This is a genomic window from Collinsella sp. AF36-3AT, assembly GCF_003475205.1.
Lineage (GTDB): Bacteria > Actinomycetota > Coriobacteriia > Coriobacteriales > Coriobacteriaceae > Collinsella > Collinsella aerofaciens_AF.
Genome location: NZ_QROZ01000005.1, coordinates 128,928 through 148,238, shown reverse-complemented (window position 1 = coordinate 148,238; position 19,311 = coordinate 128,928). Strand labels below are relative to the sequence as shown.

At 61.7% G+C, this 19,311-nt stretch carries 16 protein-coding genes; 4 read left to right on the top strand and 12 right to left on the bottom strand.

What is annotated here, in order from left to right; translation table 11 throughout:
* Positions 1–94: 94 nt before the first annotated feature.
* The 3 genes from DW003_RS06280 to DW003_RS06270 form a co-directional block, all read right to left on the bottom strand.
* Positions 95–631, bottom strand: a complete 537-nt coding sequence (locus DW003_RS06280; RefSeq protein ID WP_118388136.1) for a PTS glucose transporter subunit IIA — start codon at positions 629–631, stop codon at positions 95–97.
* Between the two features lie 140 nt (positions 632–771).
* The gene (locus DW003_RS06275) at positions 772–2,220 is read right to left on the bottom strand and encodes a glycoside hydrolase family 1 protein (RefSeq protein ID WP_118388134.1); all 1,449 of its coding nucleotides are present in this window, start codon (positions 2,218–2,220) and stop codon (positions 772–774) included.
* A 167-nt stretch (positions 2,221–2,387) separates the two neighbouring features.
* Positions 2,388–3,380: a helix-turn-helix domain-containing protein gene (locus DW003_RS06270; RefSeq protein ID WP_118388132.1), complete on the bottom strand. Its 993-nt coding sequence runs from the start codon at positions 3,378–3,380 to the stop codon at positions 2,388–2,390.
* Between the two features lie 114 nt (positions 3,381–3,494).
* Between DW003_RS06270 and DW003_RS06265 the strand changes: the two genes are divergently transcribed.
* Both DW003_RS06265 and DW003_RS06260 read left to right on the top strand, forming a co-directional pair.
* On the top strand, positions 3,495–6,215 hold the full coding sequence (locus DW003_RS06265; RefSeq protein WP_118388130.1) for a glycoside hydrolase family 2: 2,721 nt from the start codon (positions 3,495–3,497) through the stop codon (positions 6,213–6,215).
* A 34-nt stretch (positions 6,216–6,249) separates the two neighbouring features.
* Positions 6,250–7,104: a MurR/RpiR family transcriptional regulator gene (locus tag DW003_RS06260; RefSeq protein ID WP_117637201.1), complete on the top strand. Its 855-nt coding sequence runs from the start codon at positions 6,250–6,252 to the stop codon at positions 7,102–7,104.
* Positions 7,105–7,247: 143 nt separating this feature from the next.
* Here the strand turns inward: DW003_RS06260 and DW003_RS06255 are convergent, their stop codons facing one another.
* Positions 7,248–7,868 (bottom strand): helix-turn-helix domain-containing protein, encoded by a 621-nt coding sequence (locus tag DW003_RS06255; RefSeq protein WP_118388128.1) that lies wholly within the window; start codon positions 7,866–7,868, stop codon positions 7,248–7,250.
* A 173-nt stretch (positions 7,869–8,041) separates the two neighbouring features.
* Between DW003_RS06255 and DW003_RS09875 the strand changes: the two genes are divergently transcribed.
* Complete coding sequence (locus DW003_RS09875; RefSeq protein WP_147352188.1) at positions 8,042–8,239, top strand: hypothetical protein; 198 nt, start codon at positions 8,042–8,044, stop codon at positions 8,237–8,239.
* On the opposite strand, the gene pyrE is transcribed toward DW003_RS09875, so the two are convergent.
* Positions 8,236–8,916 carry an orotate phosphoribosyltransferase gene (gene pyrE, locus DW003_RS06250; RefSeq protein ID WP_089573524.1) on the bottom strand — a complete coding sequence of 227 codons (681 nt, stop codon included), beginning with the start codon at positions 8,914–8,916 and terminating at the stop codon, positions 8,236–8,238. The genes DW003_RS09875 and pyrE overlap by 4 nt on opposite strands.
* 436 nt (positions 8,917–9,352) lie before the next feature.
* On the opposite strand from pyrE, the gene mgtA reads away from it, so the two are divergent.
* A complete protein-coding gene (gene mgtA / locus DW003_RS06245) occupies positions 9,353–12,121 on the top strand; it encodes a magnesium-translocating P-type ATPase (protein ID WP_118388126.1) in 2,769 nt (922 codons plus the stop codon).
* Positions 12,122–12,200: 79 nt separating this feature from the next.
* Here mgtA and DW003_RS06240 read toward each other — a convergent pair whose 3' ends face one another.
* From DW003_RS06240 to DW003_RS06210, 7 genes are all read right to left on the bottom strand, one after another.
* Entirely contained in the window at positions 12,201–12,887 is a 687-nt protein-coding gene (locus tag DW003_RS06240; protein ID WP_117634529.1) for a hypothetical protein, read from the bottom strand.
* 35 nt (positions 12,888–12,922) lie between these two features.
* Positions 12,923–13,660, bottom strand: coding sequence for a hypothetical protein (locus DW003_RS06235; protein WP_118388124.1), 738 nt, complete (start codon positions 13,658–13,660; stop codon positions 12,923–12,925).
* A 76-nt stretch (positions 13,661–13,736) separates the two neighbouring features.
* Entirely contained in the window at positions 13,737–15,296 is a 1,560-nt protein-coding gene (locus DW003_RS06230; protein ID WP_147352187.1) for a zinc ribbon domain-containing protein, read from the bottom strand.
* Between the two features lie 20 nt (positions 15,297–15,316).
* Positions 15,317–15,766 carry a hypothetical protein gene (locus DW003_RS06225; RefSeq protein WP_117806556.1) on the bottom strand — a complete coding sequence of 150 codons (450 nt, stop codon included), beginning with the start codon at positions 15,764–15,766 and terminating at the stop codon, positions 15,317–15,319.
* Positions 15,767–15,911: 145 nt separating this feature from the next.
* Positions 15,912–17,174: a helix-turn-helix transcriptional regulator gene (locus DW003_RS06220; RefSeq protein ID WP_147352186.1), complete on the bottom strand. Its 1,263-nt coding sequence runs from the start codon at positions 17,172–17,174 to the stop codon at positions 15,912–15,914.
* Complete coding sequence (locus DW003_RS06215; RefSeq protein WP_118388118.1) at positions 17,174–17,455, bottom strand: hypothetical protein; 282 nt, start codon at positions 17,453–17,455, stop codon at positions 17,174–17,176. Before DW003_RS06215 ends, DW003_RS06220 begins: the two co-directional genes overlap by 1 nt.
* A gap of 339 nt (positions 17,456–17,794) precedes the next feature.
* The gene (locus DW003_RS06210) at positions 17,795–19,108 is read right to left on the bottom strand and encodes a DUF4038 domain-containing protein (protein ID WP_117637213.1); all 1,314 of its coding nucleotides are present in this window, start codon (positions 19,106–19,108) and stop codon (positions 17,795–17,797) included.
* Positions 19,109–19,311: the final 203 nt, after the last annotated feature.

Sequence of the window (19,311 nt, the reverse complement as noted above, 5' to 3'; positions counted from 1 at the left end):
TGGCCGCTGCGCGGCCAGCAGACTAAAGTCTTGAAAAATAAAAAAGGTGGCCGGAAAACCCGACCACCCTTGCACATCCTTTGGATGCCGCAGTTTACTTGCGGACGACCTTAACGATGGCGTCACCGGCGGCGACAGCGGAGTCGGCCTCGACGGCGAGTTCGACATCGGCAAACTCGGCGGTGTTGGACACAGCAACGACGACGCAGTCCTTGTAGCCGGCAGCGGCGATCTTGGCGCGGTCGATCTTGAGCATGGGCTGGCCAGCCTTTACGACGTCGTCGGCCTTGACGAAGCCCTCGAAGCCATCGCCGTTCATGTTGACGGTATCGACGCCAACATGCACCAGAACCTCGATGCCGCTATCGGACTGCAGACCCACGGCGTGGCCCATGGTGACGGTCACCTTGCCGTCGCAGGGAGCGTAGACCAGATCGCCCTCGGGCCACACGGCGCAGCCCTTGCCCAGGACCTCGCCGCCAAAGACGGGATCGGGCACGTCGGCCATCTTGATGACCTTGCCCTTGACGGGCGAGCACAGCACGTCGGCGCCGGCAGAAGCAGAGATGGAGGACGGAGCAGCGGCAGTCGCGGGCTCAGCCTTCTTCTTGAACATGTCAAACAGACCCATACGTTTTCTCCTCTTGATTAAGCGCAACGTTGTGCGCATGCCTATGGTGATTATAGTGCCAAATGGTTCAAATGCTAAGGTGGGGACTCGAATCGCGAGCCCATCCCAACGCTTTTCCCCGGTGGCACTCATATTGTCGATTAATCCAGGCCCTCGGCACCGTTGGACTTGATGATCTTCTGGTAGGCGTAGAAGCTGTCCTTGCGGCGGCGCTCGTAGGTACCGGTGCCGTCATCGTACTTATCGACGTGGATAAAGCCGTAGCGCTTGCGCATCTCGCCGGTGCCGGCGGAAACCAGGTCGATGGGGCCCCACCAGGTGTAGGCGATCAGGTCGACGCCGTCGGCAATGGCCTCGCCCATGGCCTTGACGTGGCTCTGCAAGTAGGCGATACGATACGGGTCGTGGATGGAGCCGTCCTCCTCGACCTCATCGTAGGCGCCCATGCCATTCTCGACCACCATCAGCGGAATCTCGTAGCGGGCGTAAATCTCGTTGAGGGCGATGCGCAGACCCAGCGGATCGATCTGCCAGCCCCAGTCGGTGGACTCCAGATAGGGATTCTTGCCGCCAAAGGTCATGTTGCCCTCGGTCATCTCGTGATCCTTGTGGGTGCCCACGGTGCCGGACATGTAGTAGCTAAAGGTGTAGAAATCGACCTTGCCGTCGGCGATATCCTGCAGGTCGCCGTCCTCCATCACAAGCTCGACATCGTTCTCGGCCCAGAAGCGCTTGGCATAGAACGGATACTTGCCGCGCACCTGCACGTCGGAGCAGTACCAGTTCATGGTATTCATCTCCTGCTGCGCGGCGAACACGTCGGCCGGATCGCACGTGGCGGCATAGGAAAGGATGAAGCAGTCCATGTTGCCCATCTTAAACTGCGGGTAATGCTCGTGGGCATAGCGCACGACGCGGCCGCTGGCGACAAACTGGTGATGCAGCGCCTGCATACGAGCCTGCGGCGTAGCATGGACCGCCGAAGCCGGGCCCTCAAAGCCCTGAATCATGCTGGTCTCAAAGAGGTTGCCCATGTCCTGAGTGCCGCAGTTGATCTCGTTGAAGGTGAGCCAGAACTTGACCTTGTCCTGATAGCGGTCGAAGACGGTCTGGCAGTACTTCTCAAAGAAGCCGATGAGCTCGCGGCTCGCCCAGCCGTTGTATTTCTCGACCAGGTGATAAGGCATCTCGTAGTGCGACAGGGTCACGAGCGGCTCGATATTGTGAGCGCGCAGGCAGTCGAAGACGCGGTCGTAAAAGGCGAGGCCGGCCTCGTTGGGCTCGGCGTCGTCGCCGTTGGGGAAGATGCGGCTCCAAGAGATGGACATGCGGAACATGTTGAAGCCCATCTCGGCGAACAGCGCGATGTCCTCCTCGTAGTGATGGTAGAAATCGATGCCGTCATGGTTGGGGTAGAAGCGGTTAGGGTCGATGTCGATCGTAATCTGGCGCGGCTCCTTGTAGCTGCCACCCAAGAAGTGGTCGTCGACCGACGGACCGCGGCCGTCAACGTTCCAAGCGCCCTCAAACTGATTGGCGGCCGTGGCGCCGCCCCAATAGAAACCCTCGGGGAACTTGATGTTTGCCATGAGCATCTCCTTTGCATTGCGGGTCGATAGGCCGAGTATCGCCCACGCACGCGACAGACAGGGGCAGGGGTGCCAAACCCGACACTTCTTTTCGCAGACGCGCGCTGCAACAGCGCTGCAGCTGAAACTTTTTGACACCGAAGGAGCGAAGACGATCCGCCCCGCGCTTACCGGCGGTATGCCGCGGGGGTGCAGCCATACTTGTCGTGAAACTTACGGTAGAAGAAGCTCATGTTTTCATAGCCCACCGCATGCGCAGCCGCCCCGGCCGTGGCGCCGCCGCGCAGAAGCTCGGCCGCACGTACCAGGCGTCGCTCCTGCACAAGCTGCCTAAAGGTCTTGCCCACATGCCGCTTGAGGAGCGCCGTCGCATAATTAGGGCTCAAGCCAAACTCCGCCGCCATCCCCTCGAGGGAGCATGCAGCGAATTCGCGATCGATATAGCCAAGCATTCCCGTCACCAGGGCAGTGGGCCCCGCCGCGCCGTCCGCCACGCCGCGCACCAGCTCGCGCTCGTAGCAATCCATGAGCTCGGCCAAAAACAGCTGAAACAGACGCAAGACGATCTCGGGACCGTTGGGGCTCGGGTCGTACAGCTCGCAGAGCATCTCCTGCATGTAGCGCCGAATCCGACGGCTCTCGCCGCAATGAAAACGGACATGGCCCCGATGGTCCGTCTCGCTGTTGAGCGCGTTGAACAAAAACCGCGAGACCACGCTCTCGCGCGAGAGGCTCGACTCGAGACTCCGGCGCAAAAAAGAGCGTGAAACGGTCATGCTTAGCATGATGTCGTCCTCACCAAGCGCCGCCACGGCATGCGGGCAGAGGGCGTCGAGCAAAAGCACCTCGTTGCGGCCCAGCTCGAGCCTCTCCCCCGCCACCGTCTGCGGGCAGCGTCCGCGATACACATAGCTCAGCTCCACGTAATCATGCACGTGCTCGGGAACTGCATTAAAGCGCGAGTTTTTCCTTATCGTCAGGCCACGCGGCATGCCGGGCTGGGCATAGGCAAACCCTGGCTGCCCAATCTTGCGCACTGGACATCCGTCGATTTCGACATGCTCGGTCATAATCGACCAATCAAATGCCATGCCGTCTTTATAAGTGATCTCACTGGCGCTCAGTTCGCTGAGCCTACGCTCGAGCTCGTCGATCTCCATGGCTTGCCAATCGTTGATTTGGTCATAGTTCGTCGTGATTCAGATATTAGCAGAACGCGCCGACGCGTCCATAATCTGTGCTATGCAGCAGATCGATCGAGCCAAGGAGGATCCATGACCGCGTACTATCAGCAGGTGCTCGAGGGCACATACGACAACCACGTGCTTCCGTTTTTGTGGATGAAGGGCGAGAGCCATAAGACCATTGCCGAGTATCTGGAAAAGATCGCCGGCGCCGACATCCACGAGGTCTGTCTCGAAAGCCGCCCACACCCCGATTTTTGCGGCGAGGGCTGGTGGCGCGACTTGCGCTTTGTCATTGACGAGTGCAAGCAGCTGGGCCTTAAGCTCTGGATCTTGGACGACGCGCACTTCCCCACGGGCTTTGCCAACGGCGCCGCCAAGGAAGCCGTGCCCGAGCTCCGCAAGATCGTGCTCACGCACCGCACGTTCGACATCGTGGGCCCCACGTCCGCCGCGAGCATCGCGCTCGCCAACATGCTCGACAAAACGGAGCGCTTCTACGGCGTGACATTTATGCAGGACGGCAGCCCCGTCGACGTCGCTTACCGAGTATTCGACGATGCAGACGGCAACCCCAGCCGCCTGGTCTTCGATGCACCCGCGGGCCTCACGCAGGCATGCGTGATATTCACGAGCGGCAAGACCTCCTACAACGAGGACTACATCAATATGGTCGACCGCGCCTCGGTGGCGCAGCTCATCGATGCTGTCTACGAGCCGCATTTTGAGCATCTGGGCGATGAGTTTGGCAAGACGATCCTGGGCTTTTTCTCCGATGAGCCCGGATTTGCCAACGAGAAGGGCACCACGGGCCCCGATGGCATCTCGGACACGCTCATCGGCAAGGCCACCGCGCCCCTACCCTGGTCGGCCGAGCTTGAGCGTCGCCTACGCGCGGCACTGGGCGAGCGCTACCTGGCCGAGCTCCCGCACCTGTGGGACCGCGAGCCGGCCGGCGCGCACGTACGCCACGTCTATATGGACATCGCAAGCACCCTCTATAAGGAGTGTTTCTGCGACCAGCTCGGCGACTGGTGCCGCGCGCGCGGCGTGCAGTACATCGGCCACGTTATCGAGGACAAGGACTGCCACGCGCGCCTGGGCGTGGGCGCCGGGCACTACTTCCGCGCCGTGGGCGGTCAGGACATGGCGGGCGTCGACATCGTGATCAACCAGCTGGTACCCGGCATGGACCGCGGCCTTCACAGCTACGGACGCGGCGTGTGGGACCTCGAGTTCTATAACTACGTGCTGCCCAAGCTGGGCTCCTCGGCAGCACACCTCGACCCCAAAAAGCAGGGGCGCTGCATGGCCGAGGTCTTTGGCGCATTTGGATGGCACGAAGGCCTACGCGAGATGAAGTGGATCGCCGATCATTTTTTGGTGCGCGGCGTCAATTGGTTTGTGCCGCATGCCTTTAGCATGGCCGCCTTCCCCGACTGGGACTGCCCGCCGCATTTCTATGCGCATGGCCAAAACCCCCAGTTTGCACACTTTGGGCAGCTCATGAGCTACATGAACCGTACGGCGAGCCTGCTGAGCGGCGGGCGCGCAACGACCCCGGTGGCGCTTCTCTACCATGCGGACGCCGAGTGGGCAGGCGAGGCGAACTTTATGCAGCATGCCGCCTCCGAGCTTATGCGCGCGCAGGTCGACTTTGACATCGTGCCGGCAGAGGCATTTGAGGACGCAGGGCGCTATGCCGTTGAAATTACCGCAGACGGTAGCGGCTTTAGCGTGAACGGCCAGGCATACCGCTGCCTGGTGATGCCCGGAGCCGAGTTTGTCGGCGGAGCCGTGCTCGACTTTGCCGCGCGCGCCGCAGCCGCAGGTGTTGCCGTGTACGCGCTGGATGAGTTGCCGAGCAAGCGCTACGACGGTGACACTGCAGGCCGCGAGGGCTTTGCCTCCCTGGATGCAGCCGCGGTCGCCGACATCAAGCTCCTGGCGACCTCCGAGCTCGCAGACGCACTTGCCGGCGCCGGCATGCAGACCGTGGTTTGTGCCGAGACCCAGCCCCGGCTGCGCGCACTGCGCTACGAGCGGACGGGCGAGAGCTATCTGATGCTCGTCAACGAACATCCCAAGCAGGGTATCTCCACTCAGATTGCGCTTGCCGACGGCACACCCGTTGCAGGCGCGCGCCTCGACCTGCTCAACGGCACCGAGCCCGCCGCCTTTGACGGCATGCTCGAGCTGGCTCCCTACGAGAGCTGCATCGTGGTCCTTGGGGCTACAGGTTCCGTTGCTGTGGCAACCGCCGAAGACGAAGCCACATGCGTCGACGGGCCCTGGGCGGTTGCCTTCTCTGCCCCTGGCACCGATGCCTTTGGCGAGTCTGTTGAGCTTGCAGACCTGCACGACCTTTCCTCGGCCGAGTTCCCCGGCAAGGCCGGCACATTCCGCTACCGGGCCTCCTTTGTCCTGGGCGAAGCGGCCACCCGCACCGTCATCGACCTTGGCGAGGTCTTTGAGACCGCAACCGTCACCCTCGACGGCAAATCCCTCGGCACCCGCATCTGTCCGCCTTACCGCTTTGAGGCCGCCGCACTTTTAGCCGGCGAGCACGCGCTTACGATCGATATCATCAACACCCTCGACCACGCCGTCCCCGACATGTTCGGCATGACCGAGCCCTCCGATCCCAGCGGCCTCTTGGGGCCGTACGCGTGCTCGGATAGCAGCCCGAGCGCAAACAACTCGGGCAGGGCACGCCCTATGTTGAGCCCGCGCAGCGTCGAGCGGTCCGTCGTTCATAGACCGGCGGACCAAAACTCCCAGCCAAGCCGAACGTTTTATTTATCGCTATGATTGGTTTATCGCGACGCAAACGCATAGGAGCCATATGGATATCAGGCGAAAGATCACGCAGGGCAAAAGCCTCACCCCCACCGAGCAACAACTTGGGCGAACGGCCCTCGCCATGGGCGAGGATGTGCGCGGGCTTTCCATTAAGGAATTTGCCGCGTGCGCCAACGTTTCGGTCGCGAGCGTGCACCGCTTTTGCAAAAAGCTCGGCCTCAAGGGATTCAAAGACCTCAAGGTCGAGCTCATCCGCCAGGCGACCGAGGCGGGCAACCGGCGCGACGTGGACATCAACTTTCCCTTCGATGCCACCTCCACCCCTGCGCAGGTGATGGAGCGCATGGAGGGGCTCTACCAGACCACCTTGGCCGAAACGCAGGAGCTGCTCGACCCTGCACAGCTCGACCACGCCGCCAAGCTCATCATGCGCGCCGGCACCGTGGACATCTACACGGGCTCGCATAACCTGTATCCAGCGGGAATGTTCCGCGATCGCCTGCTTTCCGCCGGCAAAAGCGCGACGTGCCACGACAGCGTCGAGGCGCAGGTGCGCACGGCGCTCGCCTCGGGTCCCGACCATGTGGCAATCGTCATCTCCTACAGCGGCCTTGCCCCCAACCTCAAGGAGATCTTGCCGATCCTTAGCAGTCGACATGTCCCGGTCATCGTCATCGGCACGCCGCACTGTGCCCGCATTCACCCCGGCTTTGCCGCCTATCTCACGGTAAGCGACCACGAGAGCATGACGCACCGCATCACGCAGTTCGCCAGCCATATCGCCGTGCAATACGTACTCGATTCGCTCTATAGCAGCTACTTTGCCAAAGATTACGCCCGCTGCTCCGAGTTCTTAGAGCGCTCGTTCCCCTACACCCGCCTGCCCGGACTCAAGTAGCGACGAGCGTGGATTTTTGGACACTCAGATAACGAGCGTGGATAATCTCCCACTTTGAGCCCGCACACAGGCCAAAACCGGGAGATTATCCACGCTCATTTTGGGTCCCTTGGGAACGCATGAGGAGGGCGGATAGACAGCCGTTATTTGCGAGGCGTCAGCGACGTAAAGAGTCCGTGTTGGTTGCAGTAAGGATATATCCTGCCGCGCCCGGTAATATGGAAGCGCGGCTGCACCGATTGCTCTGGATAGAGCTTCTTAAAGCAGATGCCGTCCATAGTCGCATATGCCACAAAGCTAATGTAGTGATCCTTGGTCATGGGATGATCGAGCGTGACGTACCAATCGTCCTCGATGCGCTCGATGGAAAAGGCGTGGTCCGCGTCCGGCTCTTCGGCCTCCTGGGGAAACATCGTGGAGCCACAGCAGCTAAAGCTGCCTTCTCCGAGCGCGTGCACAACGTTTCCGCAGATAGGGCAAACGTAAAAGACGCCTTTGAGCATATTGCCTGCACGGTTGGCGTTGGCCCGAATGTCACCAGCCAAAAGCTCGGCCACGCTTATGCCGAGTCTCTGGGCCAAAGGCTCAACGAGGGAAATGTCGGGAAGGCCGCGGCCGGATTCCCACTTGCTGACGGCTTTATCGGTCACGCCAAGGCTTTCCGCCAGGGCGCGCTGGGTGAGGCCGCGCTCTTCGCGCAGCTGCTTGATGGCATGCGCTGCCAAAAAAGTATGGGAGGCATTGGTTTGCCGTGTCTGGTTCATGGGCTGTCCAATCAAATTGAAGAAATGGAGTGAACCGGTTCGACAGTCAGTATCCATTTGAAGGCCAGGCTCGACAACCTACGCTGCGTAGACATGCGCCAATCGAACGAGCGCGGATTTTTGGACGCTCATCCTGAGTAGTCATTTAAGAACGCCCCAATGACTACTCATTTATGTCTGTCCCCAATGACTACCAAGGCAACGCCGATGTTTTGGCAACGACAGCGAAAACCCGCCAGAGCGAGCAAGGTGCCTTGAAACGAGGCGGCATTGATCTTTCGATCATGCCGCCGAAGTTGAAAGGCAGATTGCCGCTCTGGCGGGTTTGCAGCGTCGAGCAGTTACGGCGTTTGGTAAAACGCCGTAACTAACGAGCTCCGTACTGCTCGTAATAGGCGTCGATAGCGGCCTTGAGCTCGTCGTCGATGACGACTTTGCCGTCGATCTCGTGGTTGTAGAGGGTCTCGACGACCTCGGCCATGGAGACGATGCTCGCGACGGGGAAACCGTACTTGGCCTCGATCTCCTTCTGCGCGGTGGTCACGCCACCCTTGCCGACCTCCATGCGGTTGAGGGACACGATGAGGCCCTTGATCTCGACATCGGCAGCAGCCTTGACCTTGGGATAGGTCTCGTCGATGGACTTACCGCTGGTGGTGACGTCCTCGACCATGACCACGCGGTCGCCGTCCTGGGGCTCGTAGCCCAGCAGGTTGCCCTTGTCGGCGCCGTGGTCCTTGGCCTCCTTGCGATCGCAGCAGTACTTGACCTCCTTGCCGTACAGCTCGTGGTAGGCAATTGCGGTCACGACGGCCAGCGGAATACCCTTGTAGGCCGGTCCAAACAGCACGTCAAAGTCGTCGCCAAAGTTATCGTGGATGGCCTGGGCGTAATACTCGCCCAGCTTCTTGAGCTGATAGCCCGTCACATAGGCGCCGGCGTTCATAAAGAACGGGGACTGACGGCCGCTCTTGAGCGTAAAGCTGCCGAATTTAAGAACGTCGGACTCAACCATGAACTTGATGAACTCTTGCTTGTAAGCCTCCATGCGGGCTCCTCTCGTAATCGCGTACGTGCCTTCCAGTTTAGCGCAGGCAGGGCGCGTTGCGGGCGCGCTTTGGGGCCTCGGCATTCTGTAAAGGCTTTGTCAGGGGCAATGGTTTTCCAAACAAAGGGGTTGACACGACAAACCCCCTCATCAAGAATACGGGCGGATTGTAACGGGTACGTGATACCTGAAGCGCATCGCGCCCGGCCTTAAGGAGGTGTGCCATGGAAGGCAGTCATAGTCGAAAAACCTGCATGTCGCCCTCGGCACGCCGCGAGGATTCCGCACACGCATAAGCGCCAACAGCCGACCGTCAAAACCACCACAAAGGTGCCCGTCCCCTTTGTGGTAGCTCGCGAGCATGACGTGAGCGACATCTAGGTTTTTTGAAGCACATACGACACGTACGCTAACTCCCTTCAACAAGGAGGACCCTATGCTGATGCTCAAAACCGCCACGGTACTCGAAGCTATCTCCAAGCGCCGCCGCACGGCGCGCCCTGCCGCTCACGCCGGCCTGTCCAAGAACACCATATTCGCCGCCACCCATAGCGCCGAGGACGCCCTCGTGCTGCTCGACGCCACGGCTGGCGGACTCACCGCCGAGCACGCCGCCGAGCGCCTGAGCGCGGTCGGCCCCAACACCATCGAGGCGCCGACCAAGACGCTCGCCCGCCGCATCGCCGACGCATTCATCGATCCCTTCGCCGGCATCCTCGCCGCGCTCGCACTGGTCTCGCTCTATATCGACGTGCTCGCCGTGCCCGAGCCGCAGCGCGACCCCTCCACGGTCATCGTCATCGGCATCATGCTGCTGGTATCGGGCGGCATGAAGTTTATCCAGGAAGCCCGCAGCGGCAATGCGGCCGAGGCCCTCAAGGACCTGGTCTCCAACACCTGCTGCGCTCTGCGCGACGGCGAGCGCCTCGAGATCCCCTTCGACGAGCTCGTCCCCGGCGATGTGATCCGCCTCTCTGCCGGCGATATGGTGCCGGCCGACGCCCGTATCATCACCGCGCGCGATCTGTTTGCGATCGAGTCCGCACTCACCGGCGAGAGCAACGCCGTCGAGAAGACCGCTTCCGCCGCGGTCGTCGAGGGTGCCAACGGCTCCGCGCTGCCACTCCCCGCCTGCAAGAACATCGTCTTTACCGGCACCTCCGTGCAAAACGGCACTGCAATGGCGCTTGTCGTTGCCACCGGCTCGGACACCTACCTGGGCGGCATCGCCAAGATGCTCAACGGGCACGGCGAGAAGAGCGCGTTTGACCGCGGCGTCTCGAGCGTCTCCATGCTGCTCGTACGCCTCATGCTCGTTATGGCGCCGGCCGTCTTTGCCATCAACGCCGCCACCAAGGGCAACGTCATCGACGCGCTGCTATTCGCCACGAGCGTGGCCGTGGGCATCACGCCGCAGATGCTTCCCGTCATCGTGACCACGAGCCTGTCGCAGGGCGCCAAGGACCTCGCCCGTCGCCAGGTTATCGTCAAGGAACTGCCGGCGATCCAAAACCTCGGCGCGATGGACGTCCTGTGCTGCGACAAGACCGGCACCCTCACCGAAGACCGCATCGTGCTCGAGCGCTACCTCAACACCGACGGCAACGAGGACGTGCGCGTACTGCGCCATGCGTTTTTGAACAGCTTCTTCCAGACCGGCCTCAAGAACCTTATCGACCTGGCCGTCATCGACCGCGCCGACGTGACGCCCTCGGCCACAGCACCCGGCTCCATGCTGGGCCAGAGCCTGCGCGACCGCTATACCAAGGTCGACGAGGTGCCCTTCGATTTCTCGCGCCGTCGCCTGAGCGTAGTTGTCGCCGACGCCCAGGGTAAAACCCAGATGGTTACCAAAGGAGCTGCCGAGGAAATGCTCGAGATCTGCTCCTTTGTCGAAGTCGATGGTGCCGCCCAGCCGCTCACCGAAGATAAGCTCGCCCAGATTCGCCAGCAGGTCGCCGGGCTCAATGCCGAGGGCCTGCGCGTGATTGCCGTGGCGCAGAAAACCAATCCGCGCTGCGTGGGCGAGTTTGGCATCGCCGACGAATGCGACATGGTGTTGATGGGCTTTTTGGCCTTCCTCGATCCGCCCAAGGCGAGTGCCGCGGGCGCCGTCGCCACGCTCGAGGCCAAGGGTGTGGCGGTCAAGGTCCTGACCGGCGACAACGACCGCGTTGCCGCCACCGTCTGCGAACAGATCGGTATCGACGCGAGCAACGTCTTGCTCGGTTCCGAGATCGATGCGCTCGATGACGCCGAGCTTGCCGAGCGCGCCGAGAAAACCCATCTGTTCGCCAAGCTCTCGCCGCTGCAGAAGGCGCGCCTGGTGCGCGTCATGCGCGAGCTGCTCGGCCACACCGTGGGCTTTATGGGCGACGGCATCAACGACGCCGCCGCCATGCGCGCGAGCGACTGCGGCATCTCGGTCGATTCGGCCGTCGACATCGCCAAGGAATCCGCCGATATCATCTTGCTTCAGAAGGATCTGGGCGTGCTCGAGCGCGGCATCATCGAAGGCCGCCGCACCTACGGCAACCTGCTCAAGTACCTCAAGACCACGGTGAGCTCCAACTTTGGCAACGTGCTGTCCGTGACCGTCGCGAGCCTGTTCTTGCCGTTTTTGCCCATGAGCGCCCTGCAGCTGGTGCTGCTGTCGCTGGTCTACGAGATCGTGTGCATCGCGCTGCCGTGGGACACCGTCGATGACGCCTGGACTGCCCGTCCGCGCGCCTGGGATGCCGCGTCCATTAAGGGCTTTATGCTCGAGTTGGGTCCCGTGAGCTCACTGTTTGATATCGTGACTTTCGCCGCACTCTTCTTTGTGGTGTGCCCCGCCGCCGTGGGCGCAAGCTGGGCAGAGCTTGCCGCTATAGGCGACGTCGCAGGCATGGCGGCCTTTACGGCGCTCTTCCAGAGCGGTTGGTTTGTCGAGTCCATGTGGTCGCAGACGCTCGTGGTCCACATGCTGCGCTCCCCGCGCCTGCCACGCCCGCGCGACCACGCCGCGCCCGCGCTGTGCGTCCTCACCGTGCTGGGCCTGGTGCTCGTCACCTGGCTGCCGACAAGCCCCATCACCGATGCGCTGGGCCTCATGCCGCTGCCGCCGAGCTTCTTCGCGCTGCTCATCGGCATTGTCGCCGCCTACATCGCGCTCACCCAACTGGCCAAGCGCCGCTACATCGCCCGCCACGGCGAGCTGCTGTAACGCACGAGTTGTGACGCTCGACCCATCAGGCGGTCAAAAAGTCCCGCCTCACTGTCCCCTTTGTGGTGGTTTTGGTGCGCTACGAGGCATTGGTCAGGCGGCTCCAGAGTTCGTCAATATCGATTTGGTCGCCGCCGCTCAGATAACCGGTGTGAATAAAAGACTCACTATAGATATAGATGTCATGCGCGCTGTCGCCATCATCTTCGGTGTCGTAGGCCGAAATCACGTAACGGCTGCCGTCGAGCGCCTTGACCAGCCAATACACGGAATCGTCGATTGTGCACTTCTCCTGCACTATCGCCGCATCGCCGATTGCGCCGGTGAGCGCACGATTGCCCGTCGTATAGCCGCCCACCGAGAGCAAAATCGCCACGCTATCGTCTCCGCCGCCCGGCTCAAGTTCCTCGTACTCGGACTCCGAAAGCGGTATCGCGCTGTTCGCAAGTTCGTCCACGTCATCCGAAATCTTAGAAAAGGTAAAAGCGAAAAGTCCCGCGTCATCGGCGGCACCGTAGCCCACGCTCTCGCCTTGCCACTCATAGTTTTGATGCTTGAGCAGGCGCACCAGGTCGGCGCCGTCCAAGTTGATCGCAGCATAGACCGTCACGTTAGCGTTGTCGTCTACACAGGCGGCGTCCGCCGTGGTCGCCTTCTTGGCACCGCCCGCGCCGCCCAATCCGCCCGAGCAGCCAGCCAGCGCACAAGCCAGCGCACCCGCGCCTGCCACAAAGGCCGCACGGTTCATCGTCACTTCATTCATCATGTTCGTTCCTCGCTATGGTATTGGCCACGTCGCACCTAGCCGAGCGCGCGTCCAGTCTTTTCCTGCCAAAATTCGTCTATCGTCGGAGCACCGCCGCCCTGGGTAAACCTACCGGTCTTGATAGCCTCCTCGGTAATGAGATCCAAGCGGTAGTCACCGTTTTCCATCGGGCTCGCCATGGCAACGTGCCGCGCCATGTTGGAACCGTATACGCACGCGATCCATGAGCCCGAAGCAATCTGCGCCCGGTCCTCGACCGGCACAGAAAAGCCCGCGATAACATCCTCGCAGCTCGAATAGCCCGAAAGTTGCAGCGTGAACATCACGGTGCTTCCGGTGCCGCCCTTGTCGAGCTTTCCGATTTCGTCCTCGCCGAGCCATTCGGTCGCGCCGTCCTTGCTGATATTGCAGACGCTGAGCACATGTCCCGCCTCGTCCTCGTACATCTCAAGCGCGTCTTGCCAGGTATAGCCCTGCTGCGAGGCAAACTCCTGCAACTGCCAGCCCTTAAGCTCGAGGAGCGCCGCGATGCTGATGTTGCGGTGCGCATCCCAGCAATCATCCGACCACGTATCGAGCGCATCCGCCGAGCCGCTGTCCGCGTCGCCGGAATCGCCCGACGTCGCACCCGCATCCATCTTGTCCTTTACCGGGCGGTCGTCGTTAAAACCCGTCGCATCCTGCGTCCGCTGTCCGCCGCACCCCACAAGCGTCAGCAGCGCCGTTCCCGCCGCCGCGACAAATGCCGTGCGCGAAAGTACCGTCTCCCTCATCATTGTTCCTTTCCCGTTCTTTATCACCATGCCGAGAAACACATCCGGCATCGATTCACACATAACCCGCCTCACGCTATTGACGAGGCAGCTCCGTCCAGCCAAAACCGGGTTCAAAACCATCGCGTGTACCGATCACATCGCCCGAACCGTTGACCCAGGCCTGGTCGGCCATCACCGAGACCTCGACATCGGTGCCGCCGGGTCTGGCGTAATGGTTGACCCCGCGAATGGCATCGGAATACGAGGCGGCGCCCGTCCCCACGCCCGCGCTGGAAAAATTGGCGGCGCTGGCAGCCATATTCGCGGCGTGCTGACGGTCGCTGCGATCGAACCACGCCTGCTGGTAGCTGTCGAACGCCGCCTGTTGCGAGGCATGCATCTGTTGCCAGGCTACAAACTGCTGTTGCTGCTGGGCAATGTTCATCTGCGTGCGTTGGCGCTGCTCAAGCACCATCTGTTGCTTTTGAGCTGACGCCTCGCGTGCAATCGCCGGATTGAGCCGCAGAGTCGACGCCATTGATGCAAGCGCCGTGGAGGCCGCCTCGTCCAGGCGACCTTCTGGCGCAACCAAACAGAAGCTGTCCCTGATACGCCACTGCAGCAGGTCGGCCGCACCCAGCTCGAACGACGCTCCGTCCGGGCAACCGCCTCGACCCGTGGGCTGTTCTTGCGCGACGCCCTGTCCCGCCGCTGCCGCCGCCTGGCGCTCGCGCAGGCGCTTGCCCAAAACACCGCCGATCAGCCCACTCGAAAGGCTCGCGCCCAGCAGCGCCTCGGCCCCAGCGGCAACACCTTTACCCATAGAACCCGCGACGCCGCCGATTGAAAACATATAGCCCTCGACTTTGGCCGCCACCGCGAGCTCGGTGGGCACTGGAGCGCCCGTGAGCCGATATCGACGCATGCGGCACTCATAGACCACATCACTCGGCTCCATCGAAAAGCCCTGGATCGCAAAGTCGTTTGCCGCCTCGCGCTTTACGCGGGCACGCTCGCGCTCGATATCGACCTCCGCGCTCGATGGGTACGGTTGCTCGGCAACAACCTCTGCCCGCGCACCCAGCCGTGCTGCACAGGCCTGAGCCAGCTCGTCGCAAGCTGCCTCCACGTGCACAAACACCTTGCGTTCGGTTTGCGTGGGGATACGCTTGGCAACGACGCCCGCATCCACGTAGCAGAGCTCGGAGCGGTACATAATCCGCTCACCCATCGGACCCGCCGCCGTCACGCCAACCGAAATCGGGCAGTCGAAACTGCCGCTGCGCTCAAGATGCGCTTCTTCGATATGCCAGCCCCGCGGCAGCGCCACCTGCGCGAGTGCCTGGCCGCCAGAGGTATCGCATGCGGCATGAAGCTCAAGGTCACCGATGTGAGGCGCATCCGTCGTGGCTGCGTCACGAGACGACGCGACGCCGGCAGTCTCCACCGGCGCATCGGCCGGCGCGTCCACACTCGGGTCGCCGCCTTCGTCCGCATCGTCATCGGCAGTCGCCCCATCTGTAGCCCCCACGGCGCCCGAGTAGCCCACAACGCCCTCAAGTCGGACGCCGCACCCCGGGCAAAATCGCACCGGCACGCCGGCGACCCGAGGCAGCTGCGCCCCGCACGCCGGGCAGAATCTCAAGTCACTCATCCCGTACATCCCTAATTTCGTTAGCTGTTTTTGATTGCGGCAAGCTGCCGCCATAACTCATCGGCACCGTTAAGTCGATACGCCGTCTTATCGAGCACGATGTTTTTGCCCTCAAGTTCTACCGATTGCTCCGAGCCATCCGTATAGACAAAGACGAGCGTTCGGCCGGCATCGCTCGTCCGCTCATCCACCGCATCCCCCACGGTGCAGCCATCGAGCGCGGCAAAAGTCGATGCGACCAGTTCGGCATCGTCGGTCTCATAGGCCGTCCGCGCCTCCCCGTCCTCGATAAGCTTGACCGCCACCGGAACGGCAGCGCAATCGTTGAGCGACACTTGCGCGGCAGTCTTTCCCTGAGCGCCATGGTCGCCGGCAACGTAAACTCGCATGAGTGTCACCGCCGCGGCAAAGACCACCACGGCGATAAGCGCGCCCGCAATTTTATTAGACGCGCAACCCCGAGACGCCATAGGTGCACCCCCTCCGTTCTGCTCTGCTCAGCATCACATTCATATGCCTTTGAGCACCAAAACGGCAGGTGACAAATGTCTCATATTCATATTTTTGCAGGTAAAAAACCACCACAAAGGTGCCTGTCCCCTTTGTGGTGGTTAGCTAGTCTTGGGGTGTCCAGGACCAGAAGAAGTTGATGAGGGCTACGCGCGAGGAGGCACCTGTCTTTTTGTTAATCGAAGCGATGTGGCGATAGAGCGTGGAACGCGAAAGGAAGAGTGCCGCCGCCACGTCCTGCACGCTGTCGTCCGAAACGACCAGTGCCTCCAAAACATCGCGCTCGCGCTTGGTGAGCCCAAAGGCGGCAACGAAGCCATCGAGCCGATCGTCAAACGAAAGCTCCGGCGCCTCCAGGGGCACCGTGTCGGCCTGGCCGGGCTCACAGCTCACGCCAAGATCGTCGGTGGCAAGCGCCAGCCTGCCGCGCGTCGCCTCGCCCTCACCGTCTTGTCTAAACTGCCCTAACAGCGAAATCGCGATGCCGACAAACAGCACGAGCACGACGCTCACTGCCGCCAGCACGTTTTGACTCGAGATAATCGCCACTGCCGGAGCCGTCACGAGCATCGAGCAAACGTTGTTGATAACACGGCCCATGCACGGCCACAGATACGCCCAGCGGGCATACATCGAAATCGCGGCGAACTTCGCGGTGAAGAACACCACGAAAAAGCCCGTGCCAAGGTAAAAGATAATCGTGGCGGCAAGCGTGTTGCCACCGTTGCCATCGGTGATAAGTACAAAGAACGAGAGCGTGGACAGCATGGCGGCGCACGTCATGATGATATTCATATACGAACGCCCACGCAGGTCATACAGGACGCCGGCGGCAAGGGCGCTCACAACCAGCAGCAAGCGCGGCCAGTCGCCCAGATCGATAGCGCCAGCGGCATGCGAGGTCGTAAGGCCGGCATTGAGGGCCGCGAACACGCCGGTGAGGCAAGCGGTCGCCACCGTCAGACGCACCACGGCACCCTGAAAGGCCGCCTTTGCCTCGGGGTCATCGTGCCACCTGGCGCCACGCTCCGACGCATCGACCGATAGCTCGGCAATCTCGACCTCGAACTCGGGCGCAGGCTCATCACGCAATTTAGCGCGGCGGACACCGTGAAGCAGCCCCACCAGCGCAATCGCACAGGCAATGAGAACAGACTGCTGGGGAATGCCCGCAGGCATCACCATATGGTTGAGCACCTGCACCAAAATGCCCACAGCATAGGAAACCGCCACGGTGCGCGCCAGGCAGGGCGTCTGCGCAAAACGCCGCGCAAGATTGGCATGGGCGGTCGATCCGCAATAGCCCAGGGCGCAGCACGCCACCAGGCCGCCGGCAATTACTACCTCAAACCGCATTGCCATAATCATCAGCAGCAACGCCGATACCAACAGCACGCCCGTAATATCGCTCGTCGCATCGATCGTCTGGGACGGCGATAGTACAGAAATGGGCGCACGAAAAAGCCAATCACGCTCGCGCCGACAACGATGCTCTCGTAGATGACGACCTCACTCGATGGCACGAACTCGGCCATGCGCGCATCAAAGAAATACTCGCACGCCAAAAACGTGAAGAAGAACAGCGCTAGGCACAGAATCTCCCGCATGCCCCGGCGCAAATATGCGGTTGTGTCTCCCAGGTCCCTCATGGTAACCCCCACCCGCTTTGTTGTCCGGAACACCATTTTAATAAAGAACCAATCTCAATATCGAAGCCAAGTTCGAAATGTTGCAAATTCGACCCCAGCCGTCCGCATGACGCCGCGATTTTGAGCCGCATGACCCAGAAGGGGCGCGCGCGGCTTGCAGCTCGACAAGGAGTGCCCTCCAACTGCCACTCATTTAAGCACTCATTTAAGTACGTCCCCAATGAGTAAACAAAGAGTGCGACGGAATGGCTCCCCTTGGCAGCTTAAAGCCGTCATGCAGGAACCATTCCGTCGCAGCCTAATGAAAGGGACTGGGTTGTAAATGTTGGAGAAGAGCCGTTAGCGCCCGGGGGCCAGGATCACCAGCGCGTCGTGCTCAAAGGGATGCTGCGCCACGCGCACGGTGCCGTCACCGTTGTCACGGACGGGCAGCTTTGCGATGCGCTTGTCCTCCATGTCGAGGACCGTCGCCGTCCAGCCACGCGCGCCGTCGAGCTTAAACTTGAGCGCCGTGGTACGCGGCAGGTACGCGACGATGCGATCGCCAACGCGCGCCACACGGATGGACTCGCGCGCGTCGTCGAGGAGCTCCTGCGCCGGAACCACGGCAAGTGCATCGTCGGCAGCCGTAGCGCCTAGGGCGGCAAGCACGTGCTCGATCGCGCCAAAGTCCCACACACCCGCAAACTGCAGGCACTCTTGCCAGCGGAAGGGCATGTCAAAGCCCTCGCCCAGGACCGAACCCTGGCTGCGCGATGTTTGCCAGTTCCACACGCCGTGTGCGCCATAGGTCACGCCGGCACTGGCGCCGGCAAGAATCGACGACCATACGCTCGCGCGGCAATCCTGCGCGGTAAAACGCCAGTAGACGTTGCGCGACGCACCCATCTGCTCGTAGCAAGGCTCGGAGTTGACCATCGGCTTTTTGGGATAGTTGGCGATAAAGTCCTGCGGCAGACGCCATGCCTCGGGCTGGCCCTCGTAGTTGTGGCCGGGCTGGAACATATAAAAGTCCAGACGGTCCAGATACTGCGCCGGAATGGTGCGGTTACCGCGGTTGATATGCATGGTGCGCAGTGCCTCGGGCGCGCGCTTGACGACCTCGTCGAGGGCGTCCTCGTAATAGGCGATCGCCTCGTCGCCGGCAAAGTCGGTATCGCCCGCCACCACGTAGACGGGGTCGAACTCGCCCAGGTTCTCGACGACGCGGGCAACGTGGGCGCGAACCTCCTCACGCGGCATAATCTCGGCACCGCAACGCTCGGCGATCTTGGCACCCCAGGTACCGGGCACGTAGTTGCACCACATGAGCACGAGCGCCGGACGAATGCCGTGCTCGACGGCCGCGCGGCACATGGCGGCGGCACGATCCCAATACGCCTGGTTGGGGCAGGACCAATCAAAGTGCACGCCGTCCTCGCTGGCATAGGGCCAAATGCCCAGGTCGGGACAGCAGCGATCCCACTGCGGCAACGTGTTGATCTGCAGCACGTTCATGCCCTGCTCGGCACGGCGGGTCAGGTAGTAATCCCAGTCGTTCTCGGCGATGCTCGTAAATGCGCTCCAGCACGTATCGGCAAACCAGAAGAACGGTTTGCCCTCGCACAAAAAGCCGTCCTGGCGACCGTTGGCGGTCAGCTTTCCCAAACTCATCTGCATGTCCTTTCGTTTGATAAAGGATTTGCCAAGCGCCGGGGGCTTTCGCGATAACCCCGCGCGAAAGCCCCCGGCGCTTGGCAAACCCTCGCGGGCGAATCTCACCCGCCTCCATCAGTCTACCTTGCAAGAAGGGCCCCGCCGGGCTTACGCCTGACGGGGCCCTGTCGTGTAGGTGAGGTCTTATGCGACCGAACGGT